General features: G+C 48.3%; 16 protein-coding genes. 3 read left to right on the forward strand and 13 right to left on the reverse strand.

Annotated elements, in window-relative coordinates; translation table 11 throughout:
* Positions 1 to 1,163 (reverse strand): helix-turn-helix domain-containing protein (locus BAZ21_RS00005; RefSeq protein ID WP_176718077.1); only part of this gene is annotated, 1,163 nt, incomplete at its 3' end.
* A 343-nt stretch (positions 1,164 to 1,506) separates the two neighbouring features.
* Here BAZ21_RS00005 and BAZ21_RS00010 point away from each other — a divergent pair.
* Entirely contained in the window at positions 1,507 to 2,208 is a 702-nt protein-coding gene (locus BAZ21_RS00010) for a response regulator transcription factor (RefSeq protein WP_068496061.1), read from the forward strand.
* Between the two features lie 15 nt (positions 2,209 to 2,223).
* Positions 2,224 to 3,330, forward strand: a complete 1,107-nt coding sequence (locus BAZ21_RS00015) for a sensor histidine kinase (protein WP_068496062.1) — start codon at positions 2,224 to 2,226, stop codon at positions 3,328 to 3,330.
* A 150-nt stretch (positions 3,331 to 3,480) separates the two neighbouring features.
* On the opposite strand, the gene BAZ21_RS00020 is transcribed toward BAZ21_RS00015, so the two are convergent.
* The 5 genes from BAZ21_RS00020 to BAZ21_RS00040 all read right to left on the reverse strand — a co-directional run bounded on the left by BAZ21_RS00020 (position 3,481) and on the right by BAZ21_RS00040 (position 10,374).
* Positions 3,481 to 4,911 carry a glycoside hydrolase family 1 protein gene (locus BAZ21_RS00020; protein ID WP_068496063.1) on the reverse strand — a complete coding sequence of 477 codons (1,431 nt, stop codon included), beginning with the start codon at positions 4,909 to 4,911 and terminating at the stop codon, positions 3,481 to 3,483.
* 19 nt (positions 4,912 to 4,930) lie between these two features.
* Positions 4,931 to 6,820, reverse strand: coding sequence for a beta-glucoside-specific PTS transporter subunit IIABC (locus BAZ21_RS00025; RefSeq protein WP_068496064.1), 1,890 nt, complete (start codon positions 6,818 to 6,820; stop codon positions 4,931 to 4,933).
* Positions 6,821 to 6,936: 116 nt separating this feature from the next.
* Positions 6,937 to 7,779 carry a BglG family transcription antiterminator LicT gene (gene licT, locus BAZ21_RS00030; RefSeq protein ID WP_068496065.1) on the reverse strand — a complete coding sequence of 281 codons (843 nt, stop codon included), beginning with the start codon at positions 7,777 to 7,779 and terminating at the stop codon, positions 6,937 to 6,939.
* A 259-nt stretch (positions 7,780 to 8,038) separates the two neighbouring features.
* A complete protein-coding gene (locus tag BAZ21_RS00035; RefSeq protein WP_068496066.1) occupies positions 8,039 to 8,893 on the reverse strand; it encodes a DMT family transporter in 855 nt (284 codons plus the stop codon).
* A gap of 17 nt (positions 8,894 to 8,910) precedes the next feature.
* Positions 8,911 to 10,374, reverse strand: coding sequence for a glycoside hydrolase family 1 protein (locus tag BAZ21_RS00040; protein ID WP_068496067.1), 1,464 nt, complete (start codon positions 10,372 to 10,374; stop codon positions 8,911 to 8,913).
* Positions 10,375 to 10,528: 154 nt separating this feature from the next.
* Between BAZ21_RS00040 and BAZ21_RS00045 the strand changes: the two genes are divergently transcribed.
* A complete protein-coding gene (locus BAZ21_RS00045; protein WP_068496068.1) occupies positions 10,529 to 11,506 on the forward strand; it encodes a LacI family DNA-binding transcriptional regulator in 978 nt (325 codons plus the stop codon).
* A 13-nt stretch (positions 11,507 to 11,519) separates the two neighbouring features.
* Here BAZ21_RS00045 and BAZ21_RS00050 read toward each other — a convergent pair whose 3' ends face one another.
* The 7 genes from BAZ21_RS00050 to BAZ21_RS00080 all read right to left on the reverse strand — a co-directional run bounded on the left by BAZ21_RS00050 (position 11,520) and on the right by BAZ21_RS00080 (position 20,984).
* Positions 11,520 to 12,275 (reverse strand): LutC/YkgG family protein, encoded by a 756-nt coding sequence (locus BAZ21_RS00050; RefSeq protein ID WP_068496069.1) that lies wholly within the window; start codon positions 12,273 to 12,275, stop codon positions 11,520 to 11,522.
* Positions 12,268 to 13,788, reverse strand: coding sequence for a LutB/LldF family L-lactate oxidation iron-sulfur protein (locus tag BAZ21_RS00055; protein ID WP_068496070.1), 1,521 nt, complete (start codon positions 13,786 to 13,788; stop codon positions 12,268 to 12,270). The genes BAZ21_RS00050 and BAZ21_RS00055 overlap by 8 nt, the downstream gene beginning before the upstream one ends.
* Positions 13,785 to 14,513: a (Fe-S)-binding protein gene (locus tag BAZ21_RS00060; RefSeq protein WP_068496071.1), complete on the reverse strand. Its 729-nt coding sequence runs from the start codon at positions 14,511 to 14,513 to the stop codon at positions 13,785 to 13,787. The genes BAZ21_RS00055 and BAZ21_RS00060 overlap by 4 nt, the downstream gene beginning before the upstream one ends.
* A 554-nt stretch (positions 14,514 to 15,067) precedes the next feature.
* Complete coding sequence (locus BAZ21_RS00065; RefSeq protein ID WP_068497025.1) at positions 15,068 to 15,826, reverse strand: DeoR/GlpR family DNA-binding transcription regulator; 759 nt, start codon at positions 15,824 to 15,826, stop codon at positions 15,068 to 15,070.
* Positions 15,827 to 15,846: 20 nt separating this feature from the next.
* Positions 15,847 to 17,322 (reverse strand): rhamnulokinase, encoded by a 1,476-nt coding sequence (gene rhaB, locus BAZ21_RS00070; protein WP_068496072.1) that lies wholly within the window; start codon positions 17,320 to 17,322, stop codon positions 15,847 to 15,849.
* The gene (gene rhaI, locus BAZ21_RS00075) at positions 17,319 to 18,539 is read right to left on the reverse strand and encodes an L-rhamnose isomerase (protein WP_068496073.1); all 1,221 of its coding nucleotides are present in this window, start codon (positions 18,537 to 18,539) and stop codon (positions 17,319 to 17,321) included. Before rhaI ends, rhaB begins: the two co-directional genes overlap by 4 nt.
* 375 nt (positions 18,540 to 18,914) lie before the next feature.
* The gene (locus tag BAZ21_RS00080; RefSeq protein WP_068496074.1) at positions 18,915 to 20,984 is read right to left on the reverse strand and encodes a bifunctional aldolase/short-chain dehydrogenase; all 2,070 of its coding nucleotides are present in this window, start codon (positions 20,982 to 20,984) and stop codon (positions 18,915 to 18,917) included.
* Positions 20,985 to 21,111: the final 127 nt, after the last annotated feature.

The following is a 21,111-nucleotide window of genomic DNA, read 5'->3' on the forward strand; positions in this document are numbered from 1 at the left end:
GATTGTTCTGGTACTACTTGATGAGTATACATATCAGCAGATGGTTCCTGTTGGGTAATAGAATCAATCTCCGTTTCAAAGCGTTTTAGTATATCATGTACGTCTATCTGGTATCGGTTTGCCATCATCATAATATTCAACAGTTGGGTAACCCTATCTTGGTCAGTTGTATCTGACGATGCATCAATATATTCTACATAATCATATAAGGCCTTTATATCTCCAGATAAAAGCCTATATGCAAGTATATTAGCTTGTGACCAGTGTTTAAACAAACCGATCCAGTGTTGGGCATCCTCATCGGTCTCTCTAACCCAATCTAAATTGGAGTAGGCGTATGTATAATGTAATGCCAGCTCATAATCACCCTGCTCTTCACATGCATTGGCACACAGCAAATCTGCATAAGCGATGTACACAAACATGGGACGACTCAGCTTCTTAGCAGCCTCATTGAGTTCTCGGCTGTTCTGTTGGTGTTTCAAAGTATATTGGATTTTCGCTTTAGCTCTCATTTTTCTTGCCATTTCATCAACCTTGTCCCATTTACGCAAAGACCTGTACACGTTTGCCAAATCCTTCAATGCGTCAAGCTGCTCTACTTCATCCAGGCGCTCTACAAAAGCTTCAAATATCGAAGCTGCCCTGAGATTTTGATTTTGATCGTCTCCAACACGAATCGTAAACAAACGATACTGGCAAACTGCCAATCTATCTGAATACTGATACTTTTCCCCTTCTGCTACATTTTCATAAAGGTACGCCGCTGCTTCATTATAACCTTTTTTAAAAGAATTCTCGGCTACTTTAAAAAGTGAAGGAAGATAAACAGGATTATCTAGCAACATACCTACAACTCGTCGCAAGCAATCAAGTCGCCCTAACTCCACGCAGCGGTACAAAAAAGGGCTAATTCTTTTCCAGTTGAGCGGTTCTTCTTCAATACATTCATCAATATAACGTTCATAAAAATAGTCCGGTGGTAAATCCATTCCCATAGTAATGCGATCTAGCTGGTAAACAGATAAAGAACGATTGCCTGTGATGATGCCGCTAAGTGTACCTACATTCAAATCAATAATGTGACCAAACTCGGTCATGGTTAATCCTTTCCGTATCAGATAGGTTTGAACTTCTGCCTGTATCGTAGGTGTGATTTGCATGAATAAACCACCCAATCGTCATAGGATGCATACTCAAATAAACTATGAAGCTGAGAAATAAGCAGTAGAACATTTTTTATTGCTCATGATTGTACCATTTTTTAGAATAAAATTATATACCTTTCAGATATTTACTTAAGATACCTTTTCGGATAGTTTGCGATGATTTCGTGATTAAGGGTATCGTCATTTTGCTTATGTATAGTTTATTGTAGGTGTTAATATTGATCAGTAGAGACATAAAAAAACCTAAACGAATTCATGTCTAGGCTGGCTATCTAAAAAGGTATATAATACGCCCATATTGTATACTGCTGGAAAGAACAGAAAGGGTGCGCGGGCCATGCATAACGGAACCATTTTATTAGTTGATGATGAACCCGAAATAATTAAGCTCATGCAAATATATTTGGAAAATGAAGGATACCGACTGCTCATGGCACGGGACGGACTGGAAGCGCTGGAGCAGGTCAGCCGGGAAACGATAGATGTGATGGTGCTTGATGTGATGATGCCCAACATGGATGGGATCGAAGCCTGTATGAAAATCAGGGAAACCGAGCATTTTCCGATCATCATGCTATCTGCGAAGGGACAAGACATGGACAAAATTACGGGACTCAGTGTGGGAGCGGATGATTATGTCACCAAGCCTTTCAGTCCGCTGGAGCTGGTGGCACGCATCAAATCCCAGCTGCGCAGGATACGGAAATATACCCACCCTTCCCCTGCACTGGAGCATGAAATCATACTGGATGAGCTGTCCGTTAACTCTGCTACGCATGAGGTTGCTCTCGCCGGAGAGTCGATTAAGTTGACACCACGCGAATTCGCCATTCTTGAGCTCTTGGCTCGAAATCGTGGTCAAGTGCTGAGCATGGAGCAGATCTATGAGAAGGTCTGGAAGGAGCAATATCTGGAATCCAACAACACGCTAATGGTTCATGTACGTAAAATTCGCGAGAAGATTGAGACTGAGCCGAGGAAACCCAAATACCTGAAAACAGTGTGGGGCATCGGCTACAAAATGGAAAAATTCGATTAATGGAGGACTTGCGTCTTGAAGGCAAAACGATACGATACGCTGGGATGGAAGCTGGCAGCCCTTAGCCTTGCGGCATTCACTTTAACCGGACTGATTTTGATGGTGTTTTATTATGGAGCGTCATTGCTGTTATGGCTGAATCCTTCCCGTTCATTTTTTGGCACTCGTTTGATCCGCTGGACCGTAAATCACATTGGTTCCTCACTGATCATGCTGGTCGGCGGGCTGCCTTTATATATTTATTTCTTTTTCCTTTTTACGAAAAATACGATCGGCTATCTACGCGAAATTACGTCAGGGATGCAGAAGTTCGCGGACGGAAATCTGTCCTATTCGATTCCTGTGTCTTCAGCGGATGAGCTGGCAACCTTGGCAAAAAATATGAACACCATGGCGGACAAGCTCCGTCTCTCTTTGGAAGACGAACGAGCTTCCGCCAAAGCCAAAAACGATCTGATCACTGGCGTATCCCATGATCTTCGCACACCGCTCACATCCGTGATCGGCTTTCTGGAGTATATTGAAACCGACCGCTACCGGGACGAAATTGAGCTGCGCTACTATGTGAATATTGCTTATGAAAAATCACTGACGCTCAAAAAGCTGATCGACGACTTGTTTGAATATACGCGCGTAAGCGGTGGCAGTCTGCCACTGGAGCTGGAGCCTGTAGACCTCGGCAAATTGCTCACTCAGCTTGCTGAGGAATTTGTGCCGTCGCTGGAACAGGCGGACATGTCCTACCGGGTGCGGATCGTCGAGCCTGTCCGAATTTTGGCCGATACGGACGAGCTGGTGCGTCTGTATGAAAATTTATTTTCCAACGCCATTCGCTACGGAAAAGATGGCAAATGTCTCGATATCACCATAGGACGTGAAGGCGATGAGGCGGTCGTGATCTGTACCAATTACGGCACTCCCATTCCGGCAGAAGATATCCCCCACTTGTTTGAACGGTTTTACCGGGTGGACAAATCACGCTCCAAGGCAACCGGAGGCACCGGGCTGGGGCTTGCCATTACAAAAAGCATTACCGAGCTGCACGATGGCCGCATTTCGGTTAGAAGCAATCGCAGACAAACGGATTTTGAAACCCGTTTTCCGCTCTATCATGCTCATTAGGCTGTGTACACACCCTAGCAAATCAATAGCATTCGTATCAGATTCGGCCCCGCTTCCATTCTACTCTTGCATATAAAAAACAAACCGGCCATAGATCGTATCTTTGGCCGGTTTGTTTCTGACTCTTATGGAATGGGGGTACATATCCCTTTATTTTTGCGATTCAAACAATACTTTCCCGTTGGATTCAATAATCTTTTGGTACCAGTAGAAGCTGTTCTTTTTCCTTCTTTCCAGTGTACCCGAACCATCGTTGTTTTTGTCCACATAGATAAAGCCGTACCTTTTTTTCATTTCCCCCGTTCCTGCACTGACAATGTCGATTGGACCCCACCAGGTATAGCCAAGCACTTCGCAGCCATCCTCAATAGCTTCATGCAGCTGGATCAGATGCTTGTTCAGATAGTCTATCCGCTCAGGATCATGAATTGAACCGTCTTCCAGAATTTCATCATGACTGCCGTAGCCGTTCTCTACAACAAATAGAGGCTTCTGGTATCGGTCGTACATTTCATTACACACATAGCGGAAGCCTTTCGGGTCAATCGGCCATCCCCATGGCGTTTTTTCCAAATAGGGATTGTCGAGTCCCATAATTCCCCCTGTATTGCCCAAGATGGGCATCCCTGCTTTATGTGTCGTACTTCGATAATAGCTAAATCCCAAATAATCAGCCGTATGCTCCCGCAGTAATTGTTCATCTCCGGGCTCCATTTGAATCATGATGTTATGCTCTTTCCAGATCCGTTTGGCATAACTTGGATAATAGCCTCTAAGAAGGACATCGGAATAAAATAAGGATCTTCTTCTCAGCTCATAGGCGTCAAACACATCGTCCGGATTGCAGGTATTCGGATAGATCGGACTCAGGGATAACATAGCGCCCATCATCGCGCCCGGGATAATTTCATGACACAGCTTGGTAGCCAGAGCGCTGGCAACGAAAACATGATGACTGGCCTGATAAATCGTCGGCAGTTTGTGCTCATCGTCTTGAACGACAATGCCTCCTGCCGCCAAAGGAATCGTGTGAAAATGGTTGATTTCGTTGAAATTCATCCAGTATTTCACTTTGTTTTTATAACGCTTGAAGACAACTTCCGCATATTTGGTGTAGAATCCGATTAGCTCGCGGCTTTTCCAGCCTTCGTATTTGCGGATCAGATTCAAGGGCAGCTCAAAGTGGGAAATGGTGATGACCGGCTCAATTCCATACTTCAGCAGTTCATCAAACAAATCATCGTAAAATTGCAATCCTTTTTCATTCGGCTCAGCATCATCCCCATTCGGGAAAATTCGGGACCATGCAATGGAAGTCCGAAAGCATTTCATGCCCATCTCCGCAAACAGGGCGATATCTTCTTTGTAACGATGGTAAAAATCAATCGCTTCGTGGCTGGCATAATACTTGTCCTCATCAATCGTATCATCAAATGTTCCGCCTACAATTCCTCCCCGGAATGCGTCGCTGATCGCTGCTCCTTTACCATCCTCGTTCCATGCCCCTTCGGCCTGATTCGCCGCTATAGCACCACCCCACAGAAAATTTTCAGGAAACCTTTTGGCTATATGTTCTGTCATGACTCATTTCCTCCCTTATTTAATGTACTGTGAGCACAACACTTTGCAAATCTACGGATTTTTGCTGTGTCTGGATAACCTTTTGGTAAGCAGTGCTGTTGGTAACGATGATCGGAGTGGTCAGGTCATAACCGGCTGCCTGGATTTTCGGAATATCAAATTCAAGCAGCAAATCGCCCCGCTCAATCCGTTGCCCTTGTTCTACATGCTTCGTGAAATAGTCGCCTTTCAGCTTAACCGTATCCAGTCCCACATGAATTAACAATTCCAGATGGTTGTCGGAGGTGATGGCTACCGCGTGGCCGGTTCGGAATACGAGCGAGACAACGCCGGACACTGGTGAATATACCTTCCCTTCGCTCGGTAAAATGGCTATCCCTTGGCCCATCGCTTCCGTAGAGAATGCCGGATCATTCACTTGACTAAGCGGAACAATTTCGCCATTTATCGGTGCATAGACCTCTTCGCGGACTACGGTTTGTCCAGGTTCTGGCTGTAGGGCGGACACAGATTGGTCTGATTCCGTCTTTCCTGTCTCCGCATCCGTTACCCCGTCTCCTTCATTAAAGCCCAGAATATACGTTAATACGGTCGTAACCACAAATGAAACCGTGATACTGATCAAGTAAAAAGCGATTGTATTTGTAAAGAACGCTGGAATCGTTGTTATGGCCGGGAACACATAAGCAAGCACGGTCGCCTGGAAATGACCGGCGATGGCCCCTCCGACCATTCCTCCGATTACAGCGGCAATCATCGGTCTTTTCAGTTTCACGGACAGACCGTAAACGATAGGTTCCGTGATACCGGCGAACAGTGAAGGGAAAATAGATGACAGTGCGTAAGCTTTTAGTTTTTTGTCCTTGGCTTTCAGAAAGACCCCAAGAGCGACACCGGATTGGGCGAAGGTCGCGGAAGCCATCATAGGTCGGATCGTGTCAAACCCTTTGAGCGAAAGATTGTTGATCATCGCAGGCGCGATCCCCCAATGTAAACCAAACATCACCAGGAAGGTCCAACCGCCTCCCAGGATAGCCCCGGTCAAGAGACCGCTTTGCGTACTCAAAAATTCAATACCATCTGCAATACCTTTACCGGTGTACACTCCGAGCGGGCCAATCACAATGGCAGTAAGCGGAACCATAATTAGTAAGGAAACAAGCGGGACCATAAATAATTCAATGCTTTTCGGAACCACCCGCTTCAGGAATCGTTCCAGATAGGAGTACAGCCAAATGGCTAAAATCGCAGGAATAATGGATGTCGTATAACTCATCAGGACAACGGGAATATGGATAAAGGAAGCAATATCCCCCGTGTTTTCCATCAGCTTGGTAAAGTTAGGCTCCAGCAAAGCGGCCATAATGGCAGCAGATACGATAGGCTGGGTCTTGAACGTTCTCGAAGCTGAAAACGCTAACATCAGTGGCAGAAAGAAAAATACGCCGTTGCCTGCGGCAGCAAGGATAGCATAGGTGCTGGAAGCACTGTCCAGCCACTCTAACTGCGTAAGAATAACCAGGATGGCTTTCAGCATCCCTGCACCAGCCAAAGCAGGTACAATCGGCTGGAAGATAGAGCTCATGACGGTAAAGGCACGACTGATGAAATTACCTTCCTTTGCATCAGCCTCTTTCTTGTCGTTGTCGCCTTTTACCTGAAGGTTATAGTTCTTCGCAATCGTATCATAAACCTCGCTCACATGATTGCCGATCACCACCTGGTACTGCCCTCCGCTTTCGATCACGGAAATGACTCCGTCGGAATTTTCCAAAGCCTGTTTGTTGGCTTTTTGCTTGTCCTTGAGTGTAAATCTCAGACGGGTCATACAATGATACAGATCACGGATATTTTCTTCTCCGCCTACATTCATTACAATGAATTTCGCTAATTCATCATGTTTGCTCATAAAGTCTGCCTCCAATGCTCTCTGGTTGATATAAAAAAACCTGAGTAATCTCTGATACCAAAATGCATTTTAGTATCGAAATCACTCAGGTAATGCCCACGAATGGTAACACCCTGTTAGTTTTCTGTTCTGTTGACCAATCTGGAAATGTGAATCATCAAATACATCATTTCGTCATTGGTTAATTTCTGCTCAAACTGCTTATTCACATAAACCCCTATTTTTTGTACGCATCTGTGCTCTTCCGGAAATTTAATTTTCAGGTCTTCGAACAAATTCATGTACTGTGGGTCTGCCGATTCGTGGGCAAAAAGCCGCTGGGCAAAAAATTTAAGATGAGTTACAAATCGGTTGTAATTCCATGAATCTTCATCAAACTCGACATTAAAGTGATATTTTACAATATCCATAACATCTTTGATGACTTTTGACGTTTTTAGCGTCAGGTCAAGCTTCTGGTTATCCAGGCGGGCGTTGACGAAATGCAGGGCAATAAACCCGGCTTCATTTTCATCGAACGTGATATTGATCCTGTTGCGAATCATCTCCAGCGCATGTTTCCCGATCGCGAATTCTTCGCGATAAAACCGCTTGATTTCCCATAGAAACCGGTTTTCAATCGGGGTCCCCCGTTCATGCCGTTCAATGGCAAATGAAATATGGTCAATCAAGGCCAGATAAATATAGTCACTAATGTCTCCGGCCAGTCTCGGTCTGGCATACTCCACAATTTCATCCGCGATTTCAATACATTCCATCTTTACATCTTTCAGCAAATCCGCCAGCTTCGTGGATAAATCCTGAGTTTTGACAACAAACAGCTTGGTGATTTTCCGCTCATCGATAGTATCTCCCGGCTTCAGGTTGAATGCGATTCCATTCCCTGTCGCAATGACCTCTTGGGCGTCCTCTTCCTCTGCTAATACGACATTGTTGTTAAGCGCTTTCTTCAAAATCATGCGACCACCTGCTTTTTTTTACTGGAAGGCCATTTTTTAAAGAGACTCTGTTAAAAAATGTGAATGCACTAAAAAACCTGAACAGAATTCCGCTTAATAGACGTTATCGCCCATTTACCGGAACTCCATTCAGGTTATGCCTAAAATAGTAACACCCTGAAAATTATGAGATTCATTTTTGTAATCGTTTTCTTGGCTTCATTATAATAGAGTTTCTTTTTTTCTGTCAACCCTTTATTAAAAAAAGCCTTCCATCCGCTTACCGCGGCTTTGGAGCCCCTGAACGGTTCACAATCCAGATGCCCGCCAGCACTAAAATAATGCCAAGCAAGGTAGCCGCTTTGAGTTCCTCATGAAGAAAGATCCAGCCGGATACAACACCGATGATGGGAACCAGCAGAAGCGTAACAGAAGCTTTACTTGCTTCCATTCTGGTGAGAATATGGGTCCACAGCAGGAATGCAAGAGCAGACGCCACAATGCCGGAAAATAAAATATAAAAGATCGACTCGGTGCTAAAGTGCGGCTCCCATCGTTCAAACAACAGGGAATACAATAACAATCCGAGCGCACCGAACGCCATTTGCCAGGTTGTGAACTGGGTTTTATCGCAATGCTGTAGCTTGAGCTTGATAATCAGGTTCGAGAGTGCCCAAGCAATTGCTGAACTCACCCCAAGCAGCATGGCCCACAAATTGCCGCCCAAATGAATGTCCATAGCAAATAATAGTCCCATGATCCCTGTAGCAATTCCGACCGTTTTGCGTGTATTAAGCCGCTCACCCGGAATCATAAAATGAGCCATAATGGATAAAAACAGCGGCATGCTGTACGTAAGCACGGAGGTTAAGCCAGCATTAATGTAGTTCAAGGATATCTGAATTGCAATATTAAAATAGGTCGTCTGGAGAATCCCGCAGAGTATAACCCATTTCATCGTGTGCCTGTCAGGGTTCGGAACCCGTTTCCAAATGAGAATTCCGAACAGGAGCAGCGTGCCTGTGAGAAACCGGAAAGCCGCAAATTGGACGGGTTCAAAGGCTCCATTGCCCAATTTCATGATGACAAAATTAAAGCCCCAGATCAGGCATAAGAGCAGGCTCAAGCCTTTCATGCATCATACGCCTCCGTTTAGAGCACTTCTCCGCCCGATTCAATCACTTTTTTATACCAGTCAAAGCTTTTTTTCTTGTAGCGGTTCAATGTTCCGTTGCCCAGATCATCCTGATCGACGTAGACGAAGCCGTATCTCTTGGATGCCTGTGAGGTCGAAGCACTGATCATGTCGATTGGACCCCAGGCGGTATAGCCGAACAGGTCCACTCCATCCTCAATCGCTTCCCTCATTTGTTCGATATGTCTTTTCAGATAGTCGATGCGGTAATCATCATTAATCGTGCCGTCGGGGTTCATTTGATCTGTCGCACCCACGCCGTTTTCCGAGATGAACAGCGGCTTCTGATAGCGGTCATACAGGTTGTTCAGCGCATAACGTAATCCTTTAGGATCAATCTGCCAGCCCCATTCGGACTGCTCCAGGTAAGGATTTTTCACGCCGCCAATCAGATTTCCGCTTGCTTTGGCATGCTGGTCGGCAGTGGCGCTGGCATTGTTGGACATATAGTAGCTCAGGGACACGAAGTCCACGAGATTATCTCGCAAGATTTCATCGTCGCCGGGTTCTTTATGCAGGACAACGCCCTTTTCCTTGAACATGCGTGCCGTATAGGACGGATAATACCCTCTGGCTTGTACATCGCTGAAAAAGAAGGACACTCGTTCTTCCTTTTGGCATTCAAGCACATCATCCGGATTGCAGGTATTCGGATAAAGCAGCAGATAGCTGATCATGCACCCAATCTGGGAGTTTGGTATAATCTCGTGACAGGCCTTGACTGCCAGCGCACTGGCTATAAACTGATGATGGGCCGATTGATACTTGTCCTGTTCCAGATTCGGGTGATTCTCTTCAATGATCCCGGCGCTGACAAACGGATGGTGTTTGACACAGTTCATTTCGTTAAACGTAATCCAGTATTTTACTTTATCCTTGTAGCGGGTAAATACGGTCTCGGCAAAACGAACGAAAAATTCAATCAGTTTCCGGTTTTTCCAGCCACCATATTCGGTGACAAGATACAAAGGCATATCGTAATGGCTTAGCGAGATGACGGGTTCAATTCCTTTGGCCAGCAGGGCATCAAAAACCTTGTCATAGAATTGCAGCCCTTTCTCATTGGGTTCTGTCTCATCGCCATTCGGGAAAATACGTGTCCAGGAAATAGAAGTACGGAAGCATTTAAAACCCATCTCGGCCATCAGATGAATATCTTCTTCATAACGGTGGTAGAAATCATTTCCCCGACGCTTGGGATAATTTTTGGTGCTGTTTGGGTCCAATGCTTCCTTGACCTGAGCATGGGTCATCATATGCCACTGATCCAGCCAATGCTTTTTGTCGAGTGTCGGATCAAAGGTAAATACATCAGAAATCGAGAGCCCTCTTCCATCTACGTTGTAAGCCCCTTCAATCTGCATGGCAGCGGCTGCTCCGCCCCACAGAAAGTCTTTGGGAAAACCTTTTGCCTGTTCCATGTCGCATTCCTCCAAGTAGGTTATAATTTGTGAAGAAGTATGCGGAACCCGTGTCCCTCAAATGCATTCCGGATTGCTGCATACGCTTTATGCTTTCATGCTACAATCTGGGATGCATTCCAGGTCAAGAACTAAATTTTTGGAGTTGAATGTCATGCACAATATAAAAAGAATTGCTGAAATTGCGGGGGTATCGACAAGTACCGTGTCTCGGGTGCTTAATCATCATCCTTATGTCAGTGAAACTACGCGTACCAGGGTGATGGAAGTCATTCGGGAACTGGATTATATTCCGAATATTAATGCGGTGCAGTTAAAAGTAGGCCGTACCAAGGTGATCGGGATCATGGCCCCAACGATTAACAATTATTACATGCAAATCATCAAGGGAGTATCCAATGCGGGTAAAGAGCAGGATTATCAGGTCCTGATCTACCAGACGGAGGAAAACCGGGATTTGGAAAGCGCGGCTTTAGAGCTGTTGAGGCAGAAAAAAGTGGACGGGATCGTCATTTTACGGCGTATGCTGGATTGGTCTGCTGTGAGGCGTTATACCAAATATGGGCCGATTGTGACCTGCGAGCCATTAAAAAATAAAGAAATTTCATCCATTTATCTCGACCATTATGAAGGATTTCGAATCGGATTGGAGCATTTGGCCGAGCTGGGATTTGAAAAAATCGCCTGCACCGTAGGCAGGAAAAACAGCGTCAACAGCCAAAGAAGACTCCAGGCCTATTATGACCTGCTCGCGGCAAGGAAGCTGCCAGTGAATGAGGAATGGCTGCTCAGCGGTATCCATACGGTGCAGGACGGAATGCAGGCGTTCGCCAAGCTGGAGTCGTTAAAGGAACGTCCGCATGCCATCATGACCACCAACGATCTTGTGGCATGCGGTATAATCTCAGCCGCCCGCAGTAAGGGCTGGAATGTTCCCGGGGATTTGGCGGTAGTTGGTTTTGAAGCTGACGAAAGTCAGGTAGCCGACGCCATGGGACTGACCAATATTACGAACCCGTTGCAGCGAATCGGACAGGAAATGTTCCGTACGTTGTATCGACAGTTGAACGGCCAGCCTCTGGAGCCTGCCTCCCTTGCTTTTGAATTGAGGGTTCGCCAGTCTACCTGCTAATTCCACCTACAAATTAGCCAATCAACAGCGTATAAACGATGCCGGGTCCATGTACGCCGATGGTCAGATCATTTTCAATATCCGATGAGCGGCTGGGTCCGGTAATAAAATGAATGCCTGCGGGCAATTGCTCACGCCCGGCTTCGTCAAAACGTCCTAAAATCTCACCGAGTCGCGTTCGCAGACGCTCCACTGGCAGGAGAATGATCAGCACGGTCGGCAGCAGACTGACCGAGCGGCCCTTCTCCGGCGAGGATAGCACCGCTACCGAGCCGGTGTAGGCGGCGGCCTCATCGGCCATGACGAGGCCGATATCCGCCTCGGCGGCGCGCGCCTTCCAGTCTTCGGCTGGATCGGTGTTCCACACCGACAGTCGGACTTCCGGCAGCGCCGCTTCCAGCTGGAGCGCATCCAGGTCCGGCTCATTCTGCCGGACAATATAGGCCGCTCCCAGCTCTCGCGCCTTGCGCGCGATCCAGTCTGCCGATTGCTCCAGACTCGGCAGACGCACGACATGCCCGCCAACACTTGTAAAATTGGCGGTAAACTCTTCGATGCGCTGCTCCGCGCTCCAATCGAATTCGTGCCAAAAATCAGGTGCGCCGCGAAACGGCTGCACAGGCGGCTCCGTCTGCCGCGGACGCTTGAGCCGCGACGCAATGCCACCCATAAAGCGTGCCTGTTTGGCGCGCGATTCGGCTTCCCGTTGGCGGAGCCATGCTTCGTGGTCCGGCTTCGCCTGTGCAGAAGAATGTGGCCGTTCACTCATGCTGCATTCCTCCTTTATGTCTGTCCGCCAAAATGGCCTCCATTCGGCTGCGAACATTCGATGGCATCACGCTGCGTTCCTGCTCCAGTTCCCGTTCGAGTGTATTCCACTGCTGGCGGAAGGACTTTTTGGCCAGAGAGGGGGCCACACGGTACGTATTCCAGCCCTTTAGCGGACCAAGCTTTAGCGTGACTTCGCCCTTACGGACAACCACCTTCTGGGCAATCTGTCCCAGCCGAATCGCAGCTGTGAAACGTTTCGAGCTGGAAACCACTGTCGCAAACCCCTTCATCCCTGCCCCTTCCAGTTTATCTCCTCGTCCCGCCTCCACCTTGCGTCTACGCAAATAAACCAGCATGTCATGCAACGGTATTTTGACCGGGCAAGCCTCATAACACGCCCCACACAGACTGGACGCACTTGCAATATCGTTCCATTCCTCAATGTTGCCATGCAGAGCAGGTGTAAGTACCGCACCGATAGGGCCGCTATATGTCCCGCCATACGCGTGCCCGCCAATGTGCCGATATACCGGACAGGCATTCAGGCAAGCTCCGCAGCGAATGCAATTCAGCAGCTCTTGAAACTCGGGATTGCCTAGCTGAAGCGAACGTCCGTTATCTACGATGATGATGTGCATTTCCTCCGGTCCATCGGCATCCTGGCTGCGCCGTGGGCCTGAAATACCGGACATGTACATGGTCAGCTTCTGTCCGGTAGCGGAGCGTGGCAGCAATGTGGCCATCACCTCCAAATCTATCCAGGATGGAATAATCCGCTCCATGCCCATCAGCGTAATTTGCGTTTTGGGCAAAGTAGATACCATCCGTGCGTTGCCTTCATTTTCAAACAGAATCATGGAACCTGTCTCGGCGATGGCAAAATTACACCCGGTCATGCCAATATCCGCTTCCAGAAACTTTTCACGCAGCTTTTTGCGGACAAAGCCCGCCAATACCGTCGTATCCGCAGACAGTTCCTCCCCCGCTTCCTTGGACAGCAGCTCGGCAATCTGATAGCGATTTTTGTGAATCGCAGGGATAACGATATGGGACGGGGCTTCCCCTGCCAGTTGAATGATATATTCACCGAGGTCACTTTCAATCGTCTCAATATCTGCCGCTTCCAGCGCCTGATTTAAATGCAGCTCCTCCGACACCATCGACTTGGATTTGACGACAGAACGGGCCTGGCTGTGCGCAGCGATATCCAATGTAATTTGTACGGCATCGGCGGCTGTATCGGCAAAATGAATATGCACCCCGTTGGCACGGGCATTTTCCACGAATAGATTTAAGTAATAGTCCAGATGGGCAATGGTATGCAAACGAATTTGACGGCCTCGCTCACGCCATTCCTCCCAATGTCCATGCTGCGTCGAAGCCACCTGCTTGCCGTTACGTAGCCGCTCTGTGGTAAATCGAACAGCCTTGCGCAAAAAATCATCATTGAGGGCCAGATCTGCACGTTTTCGGACCTTTTGACTCATGGAATGTGAATGTACAGCGGTCATGCGTGCTTCACCCCTTCATACAGCAGCTCAGCCAGATGCATCACCCGGACCGGCTCTTTCCGATACCGGAGATTTCCGGCAATGTTCATCAAGCACGCCATATCCAGTCCGACCAGCACCTCGGCTTCCGTCTCCCTGATATGATCCACCTTTTCCGTTACCATCGCTCCTGAAATATCCGGCATTTTCACCGCAAAAGTGCCCCCAAAGCCACAGCAATCCTCGGCAAAAGGGAGCGGCACCAATTGCAGGCCCTTCACACTGCCGAGCAGTTGCATCGGCTCATCCTTTACGCCGAGCAAACGTGTGCCATGGCAAGACGGATGGTAGGTTACCGTATGCGGAAAAGACGCGCCCACATCGGTCACGCCAAGCACCTGTACCATAAATTGCGTAAATTCATACGTCTTTTGCTCCAGCCTGCGCGCCGAGTCCAGCCATTCGGGCTCATCCTTGAACAGCTCGGGGTAATGGTGAAGCATATATGTGCAGGAACCGGAGGGAGATACGACAAAATCGCTATCATCAAATGCTGTCAGAATCGTTTTGGCCGCTGCCCTCGTTTCATCCCAATAGCCGCTGTTATAGGACGGCTGGCCGCAGCATGTCTGTACCTTTGGAAAATCCAGCTGGACACCATATCTGGCAAGTAAACGTGCCATCGCTTCCCCTACCTTGGGATAAATCGCATCACTCAGGCAGGTAATAAATATAGATACCTTCATACGAGACACCCCTTCCGTCATGGAATAGCTATAATATAAACTGAGCTTAAAAGTTACCTGTTGCGCCACTGCGCAGTCGGATGGTGCTTCCCATCGCCACCGCCCCCGGATTTTTTTAATAATTACTCAATGGTAAAAATCCGGGGACAAAAGCGACCGCTCACGCTTGTACAGCACCATTCCGCCTACTCCGTTTTTATGTGAATTTTTCGAGTTCAGCTTATATGAAAAGTAAACGCTTTCTAATTATCTTGAATGTTGTACCTTTTCCTGTTGAGCTGTCTTAGTTAGTCTAACGTCACTATGTTTGAACCGATACCTACTCATTATCAAAAAATCCACTTATGGAGGATACCAGCGGAGCGGTTCATTTGAATCTGGAGAAGCGTCAGCGCTCGCCTAAAAGCTTTCCAAAGGAAAGCTTTCATCGTAAGCACAAGCTTGCAGTGGGATTCTCACCTATACGTGTTTTACATCATCAAAGAATCCCACTGCAACAGCGATCGTAAGATCAAATGAAACTCGGAGCGGCCTCCACCCCGGCATTTTTAAATTCACACAACCGTAACCGGAATTGACAGCTCCGCGAGCTGACTGCGAATCGGGTCTGACAACCGTGAATCCGTAATGATTTCGGACACTTGCGACAGGTTCACAACATGCGTAAACGCCTGCTGTCCAAATTTGCTCGCATCTGCCAGTAAAATCACACGGTCCGCGATGCTGACCATTTTCTGCTTCAGACGAGCTTGCAGCTCATTCGATTCACTAACGCCACGTTCCAAATGAACCCCCTGGCTGGAAAAAAACAGCTTATCCACATAATAGGTTTCCAATGAACGCTCCGCGAGCGGGCCTACGAACGACAGCGAGCGTTGAAGCAGCTGCCCGCCTGTGGAAATTACCTCGATTTTTTCCTTACCTGCCAGCTCTGTAGCTACCCGAATCGAATTCGTTAATATCGTCAGCGGAATATCCGGCAGACTCGATGCCATATACCAGGCGGTCGTGCTGGCATCCAGCAAAATACGATCATGCGGCTCAATCAGCTTGACCGCTTCCTCGGCAATCCGGCGCTTTTCCTCTGCGTTCATAATTTCCCGTACTGCATAGGGTGTTTCAGGCTGTTCGTTTTTGACGCTGACCGCTCCCCCATGCGAACGACGCAATCGTCCCGCCTGCTCCAGACGGTCCAGATCGCGACGGATCGTTTCCTCCGTTACTTTGCACAGCTCGCTCAATTCCGACACCCGTATGCTGCCTTTTTCATTCACGAGCTGTACAATCATTTCATATCTTTCTGCGACCAGCATGGCAATCTCACTCCACATCTTTAATGTACAAAAAGTCTCGCCACCTGCCGGAATCGACCGTAGGCATCCTCCCACGCCTCTGAATCGGCAGGTTCATATACCTCCACGGCAATAGAATCCGCGATGACCCGGCGTGCTTCCCATATATCGGCGAACTTTCCCTGTGCTATCCATTGTACCGCAAGATTGCCGATTGCGCTTGCTTCTGCTGGTCCTGCCCACACGGGTTTTTGAATCGAATTGGCCGTCCACTGACACAGCAGCCGATTTTGAATGCCGCCACCCACCATATGGAGCCCATTAAACTGCTGCCCCGACACACGCTCCGTCAACTCCAAAACGTAACGGTACTTCAAGGCCAGACTTTCCAAAATACAGCGTGTAATCTCCCCCGGTGTCTCTGGCAAGGGCTGCCCGGTATTGCGGCAGTATTGGCGTATACGTGTTTTCATATCCCCGGCGTGCAAAAACAGTTCATCATCCGGGTCAATCAAACTAGTGAACGCCGGAGCCTGCTCCGCCATGTGAACCAATTCAGGAAAGGAATAGGAGCTTCCCTGCCGCTCCCACTCTCTGCGTGCCTCCTGTAAAATCCACAGTCCCATGATGTTTTTCAGCAGCCTGTAGCTCCGACCCACCCCGCCTTCGTTCGTAAAATTAAAGCGAAGCGTATCATCATTGATTACAGGCTGCGCGGTTTCCGTTCCCATCAGGGACCATGTTCCGCAGCTCAAGTATGCAAACGAGCGCTCCAGCGCAGGTACGGCAGCCACAGCTGATCCTGTGTCGTGCTCTGCTACTGCAATCACAGGAATCGCTCCAATGCCCAGATCGGTCATGACCGATGAACGGATGGTACCTGCAACGCTTCCCGGTTCCAGGACCTTGCCAAACCAGGAGCGGGGAATGCCGATTCCGGACAAAAGCTCATCATCCCAGTCTTGCTGCAACGGATGATATAATTGCGTGCTGGTCGCATTCGAAAACTCGTTGTACATTTCACCTGTCAGAAAATAACGCAGCAGATCAGGAATCATCAAGAAATGCTCTGCCTGCTCCAGCAAGGGTGATTTCATATTGCGCATAGCAGCCAATTGATAAATGGTGTTAAACGTCAAAAACTGAATGCCTGTGCGCTGAAAAATAAACTCTTTTCCCAGCCGTTCCTGTACTTTCTCCATCACCCCGTGGGTATGCCAATCGCGATAATGATAGGGGTTGCCCAGCAATTCTCCGGTTCCTCCGATCAGTCCAAAATCGACCGCCCAGGAGTCAATTGCCAGGCTGGACGGATTCACCCCCATATGCTTGGCTTTGAGCAATCCTTGCTGAACCTCATGATACAGACGCAACATATCCCAGTGCAGGCGTTCGCCAACCTTGACCGGATCATTCGAAAAGCGATGGATTTCCTCCACCTCTATACGTGAATCTGTCAATCGTCCGAGCAGAACCCTGCCGCTGCTTGCCCCCAAATCATAAGCGAGGATGCTCACCAGCTTGCACCACCCTTGCCTCTTTGCAAAATCTGCCTGCCATAATCAGACGCCAGATAGGCCTTCATCGGATCAGCAGGCAAACCTTGCTCTTCACGTATCGCTTTGAGCAGCGGTGCCACATCAAACTCAAACGCCTGGCGTACAGCATCCTCCGCACCCAGCACATCCTGACGGTTGGCCGCCTCTTCCACCTCTGCATGATTAATCAGCAAGGCCTTCGCATATTGAGTCTGCACATTCAGCACCGAGCGAATCATGGCCGGAATTTTGGACTCGATATTGTGCGACTGGTCGATCATATAAGCAATTTTATCCACGGTATGGCGAATATCTGCATCCACATCCTGAGCCGCGTTCAAAATCTGATAAAAGATTAAAAACAGCTCATACGGATTGACGGAGCCCACGATCAGATCATCATCCGCATATTTATAGCTGTTAAAATGGAACCCGCCCAGCCGCTTCTCATCCATTAAAAATGCGACAATATGCTCCACATTGGCTCCCGGCAGGTGATGCCCTGTATCCACAAGCACCTGTGCCTGCGGCCCCAGCTTGGTGGCGTAGTTGTACGCCATGCCCCAATCGGCAATATCCGTATGGTAAAAGGCCGGCTCGAACGCCTTGTATTCAATCAGCATGCGCATATCAGGCGTGAGCGCCTTATACATTTCGCCGAGTGCCTCCAGCATCCAGTTTTTCCGTTTGCGAATGTCTCCCTGACCGGGATAATTCGTTCCATCTGCGAACCATAGGCTAAGATCATTGGAGCCCGTCTCCTTCGCAATATCCACACATTCCAGCAAATGGTTGATGGCCTTGCGGCGGATGGCCGGGTCTACATTCGTAACGCTGCCTAGCATATAGTCCTCGTCTTGAAACAGATTGGGGTTGACCGCACCAATCCGCAGACCGAGACTTTCGGCATGACTGCGGAGCTTGCCGTAATTGTCCACCTTATCCCACGGAATATGAATGGCGACCGATGGACATAAGCCCGTCACGGCATGGACCTGCGCTGCATCCTCCAACTTTTCGAACGGATCACGCGGTACACCCGTTTTCTGAAAAACTTTAAACCGTGTACCTGAGTCACCATAGCCCCAGGATGGCGTTTCTATGCTAAGCGCTTTCAGCTTTGTCTTTACCTGCTCCAGGTCAATACCTCGTTGCTGCTGCTGCTCCTCGAATAAGGCATAGGCTTTGTCACTCATCGTGGTTCCTCCTTGGAAAATAAAGTGAGTTATGGAGGTGGGAGGCCGCTTCACGTGCGGATTGTTCTTCCGATCGCTGTTATCCCCAGGCGAACGCTACGCTTCTTCAGAACAATTCCGCCCGCTCCGCTGCTGACCACCCATAAAGTCACTTCTATTTTTTAAGTGTTAGTGTGTATATATAAAAGGATGCAAACACGTAAATAAGCGTTATTACTTATTTACGTGTTTTTTTTACTAATTAACAAACTCTTCGGAACTATGGTCATGTGGTTTGAATTAGTGAAATGGATCTATCGCTTACTAAGGTTCATTTTAATAAAGCTAGTTCTTGTTTTCATCATGTGTAGCTTTATTGACTGCCCTTCTTTCTTCCTAGCGTGTAAAGGCAGCGGGTACGCCGCCGTCGATGGTCAGCATACAGCCTGTCGTTTTTTCCGCCTTGGATGAGGCGAAAAAGGCTATGCCTTCCGCGATATCCTGCGGATAGATATTGACCAGCAATGTCGTCCGCTTGCGGTAATGCTCCTCCAACTGGTCTGGCTCAATACCATAGGCGGCGGCGCGCTCGTTGCGCCAGTTGGAGTTCCAGATCGCCGAGCCTTGCAGAATAGCGTCCGGCAAAATCGTGTTCACACGGATGCCGTATTCGCCGCCTTCTGCGGCAATACAGCGGGCCAGATGCGCCTCCAGCGCCTTGACCGAGCTGTAGGCCGTTACATTTTTACCTGCGTAGACCGAGTTTTTGGAGCCGACGAACACCATGCTACCGCCAAGCGTCTGTTCCTTCATCAGCTTGAACGCTTCGCGCGCGACCAGAAAATAGCCTGTTCCCAGCACATTCACGTTCAAATTCCATTCCTTTAATGACGTTTCATCGAAGGGACTGGAGGTGGCCAGACCTGCATTATTGACGATGATATCAACACCGCCATAGGTCAACGCAGTTTCTGCATAGGCAGCCTGGATCTGATCCTCCTGCGTTACATCCATTTTTACGGCAATGGCACGGTTTTCTCCGTAGCTGCTATTTATCTCTGCGGCTACCTTTTGCGCACCTTCCAGATTCAGATCTGCCAGTACAACATGCGCACCTTCCTCCACCAAACGTCGTGCAGTTGCACTTCCGATTCCACCTGCTCCGCCCGTAATGAGCGCGATTTTGCGTGAAAATTCAGCTTCTGCCGGCGCGAGTGACAGCTTATAAAGCTCCAGCGGCCAGTACTCCACGTTATACGATTCGTTTTCACTGAGCGAAACAAACTGCCCTAACGCAGTTGCCCCCCTCATAACAGCGATAGCTCGATGATACAAAGCACCGCTCACCTGTGCATTGCTCCAGCTTTTGCCTGTATTGATCATACCAACACCCGGAATCAAAATCACACGCGGCGCAGCCTCAAACCTTACGTCACCCTCATGACGGTTGCGTTCAAAATAAGCTTGGTATTGCTCCTTATAGGCTGCTATACCTTCCGCAAGCTTGATCTTCAAGCCCTCTACGTCCTCCACATCCGGTGTCCATTCCACAAAAAGCGGCTTCATCTTGGTATGAACCAGATGATCCGGGCATGCTGCCCCGACTTGAGATAAAGCAGCAGCGTCATGACCGTTTACAAACTCCAGCACGTCCTCCGCATCGTCAAAGGTGAGGATCATCTTTTTCTCATTACTAACCGCTCCCCGGACGGCTGGCATGACCTGAGCCGCAATGCTGCGGCGCTCCTCGGAAGTAAGCGCTTTATAATTTGCGCCGCCAAACGGCTGTTTTTCCTCTTGACGTGCTTTAATATAGCTCTCTGCTTCCTGAATGATTTCGATCGTTTTTGCATACGCCGCTTCGGACGTATCTCCCCATGTCACCAGGCCGTGCTTTTCCATTAATACCAATTCTGCCTGAGGATGATCCAGTACACCTTGAGCAATCATTTTGGACAGCTTAAAGCCAGGGCGGATATAAGGCACCCATACAAAACGGTCACCGAAAATTTCCTTTGCGATTTCCTTGCCGTTGTGTGCACAGCACAAGCTGATAATCGCGTCCGGGTGTGTATGGTCCACATGTCTAAAAGGCAAAAAAGCATGTAATAGCGTCTCAATCGAGGCACGCGGATGCTTGGCATCAATCATACAATTCGCCAGATAAGCAACCATATCCTCGTCAGACATATCTTCCCGCTCAAACAAAGGACGGATATCTTCCATACGAAGCCCTGTAAAGTTATGCGCTTTCATGGTTGCGAGATCGGAACCACTGCCCTTGACGTACATCACTTCCACTTCACGTCCGCGGAAATCCTGTATCGTTGTTTTGGCCGAAGTATTGCCGCCTCCCCAGTTGCACACGCTTCTATCCGTACCGATAAGGTTAGAACGGTAAACGAGCTGTTCCAGCGTGCTTTTTTGCTCAGATGCTTGTGAAGAATTCCACAGACTTTGTACCATAGGAAAAAGACCTCCAAGTTCTGTTTTGGTTTTGAATTGCTTTATTACAGTGGTTATTTTTGCTTACGGAGACTATAACACTTTTGTTTTAATTTGAAAATATGTAATACAAAAATAATCAAAAATA

The organism is Paenibacillus kribbensis, from assembly GCF_001705305.1.
Taxonomy (GTDB): Bacteria; Bacillota; Bacilli; order Paenibacillales; family Paenibacillaceae; genus Paenibacillus; species Paenibacillus kribbensis_B.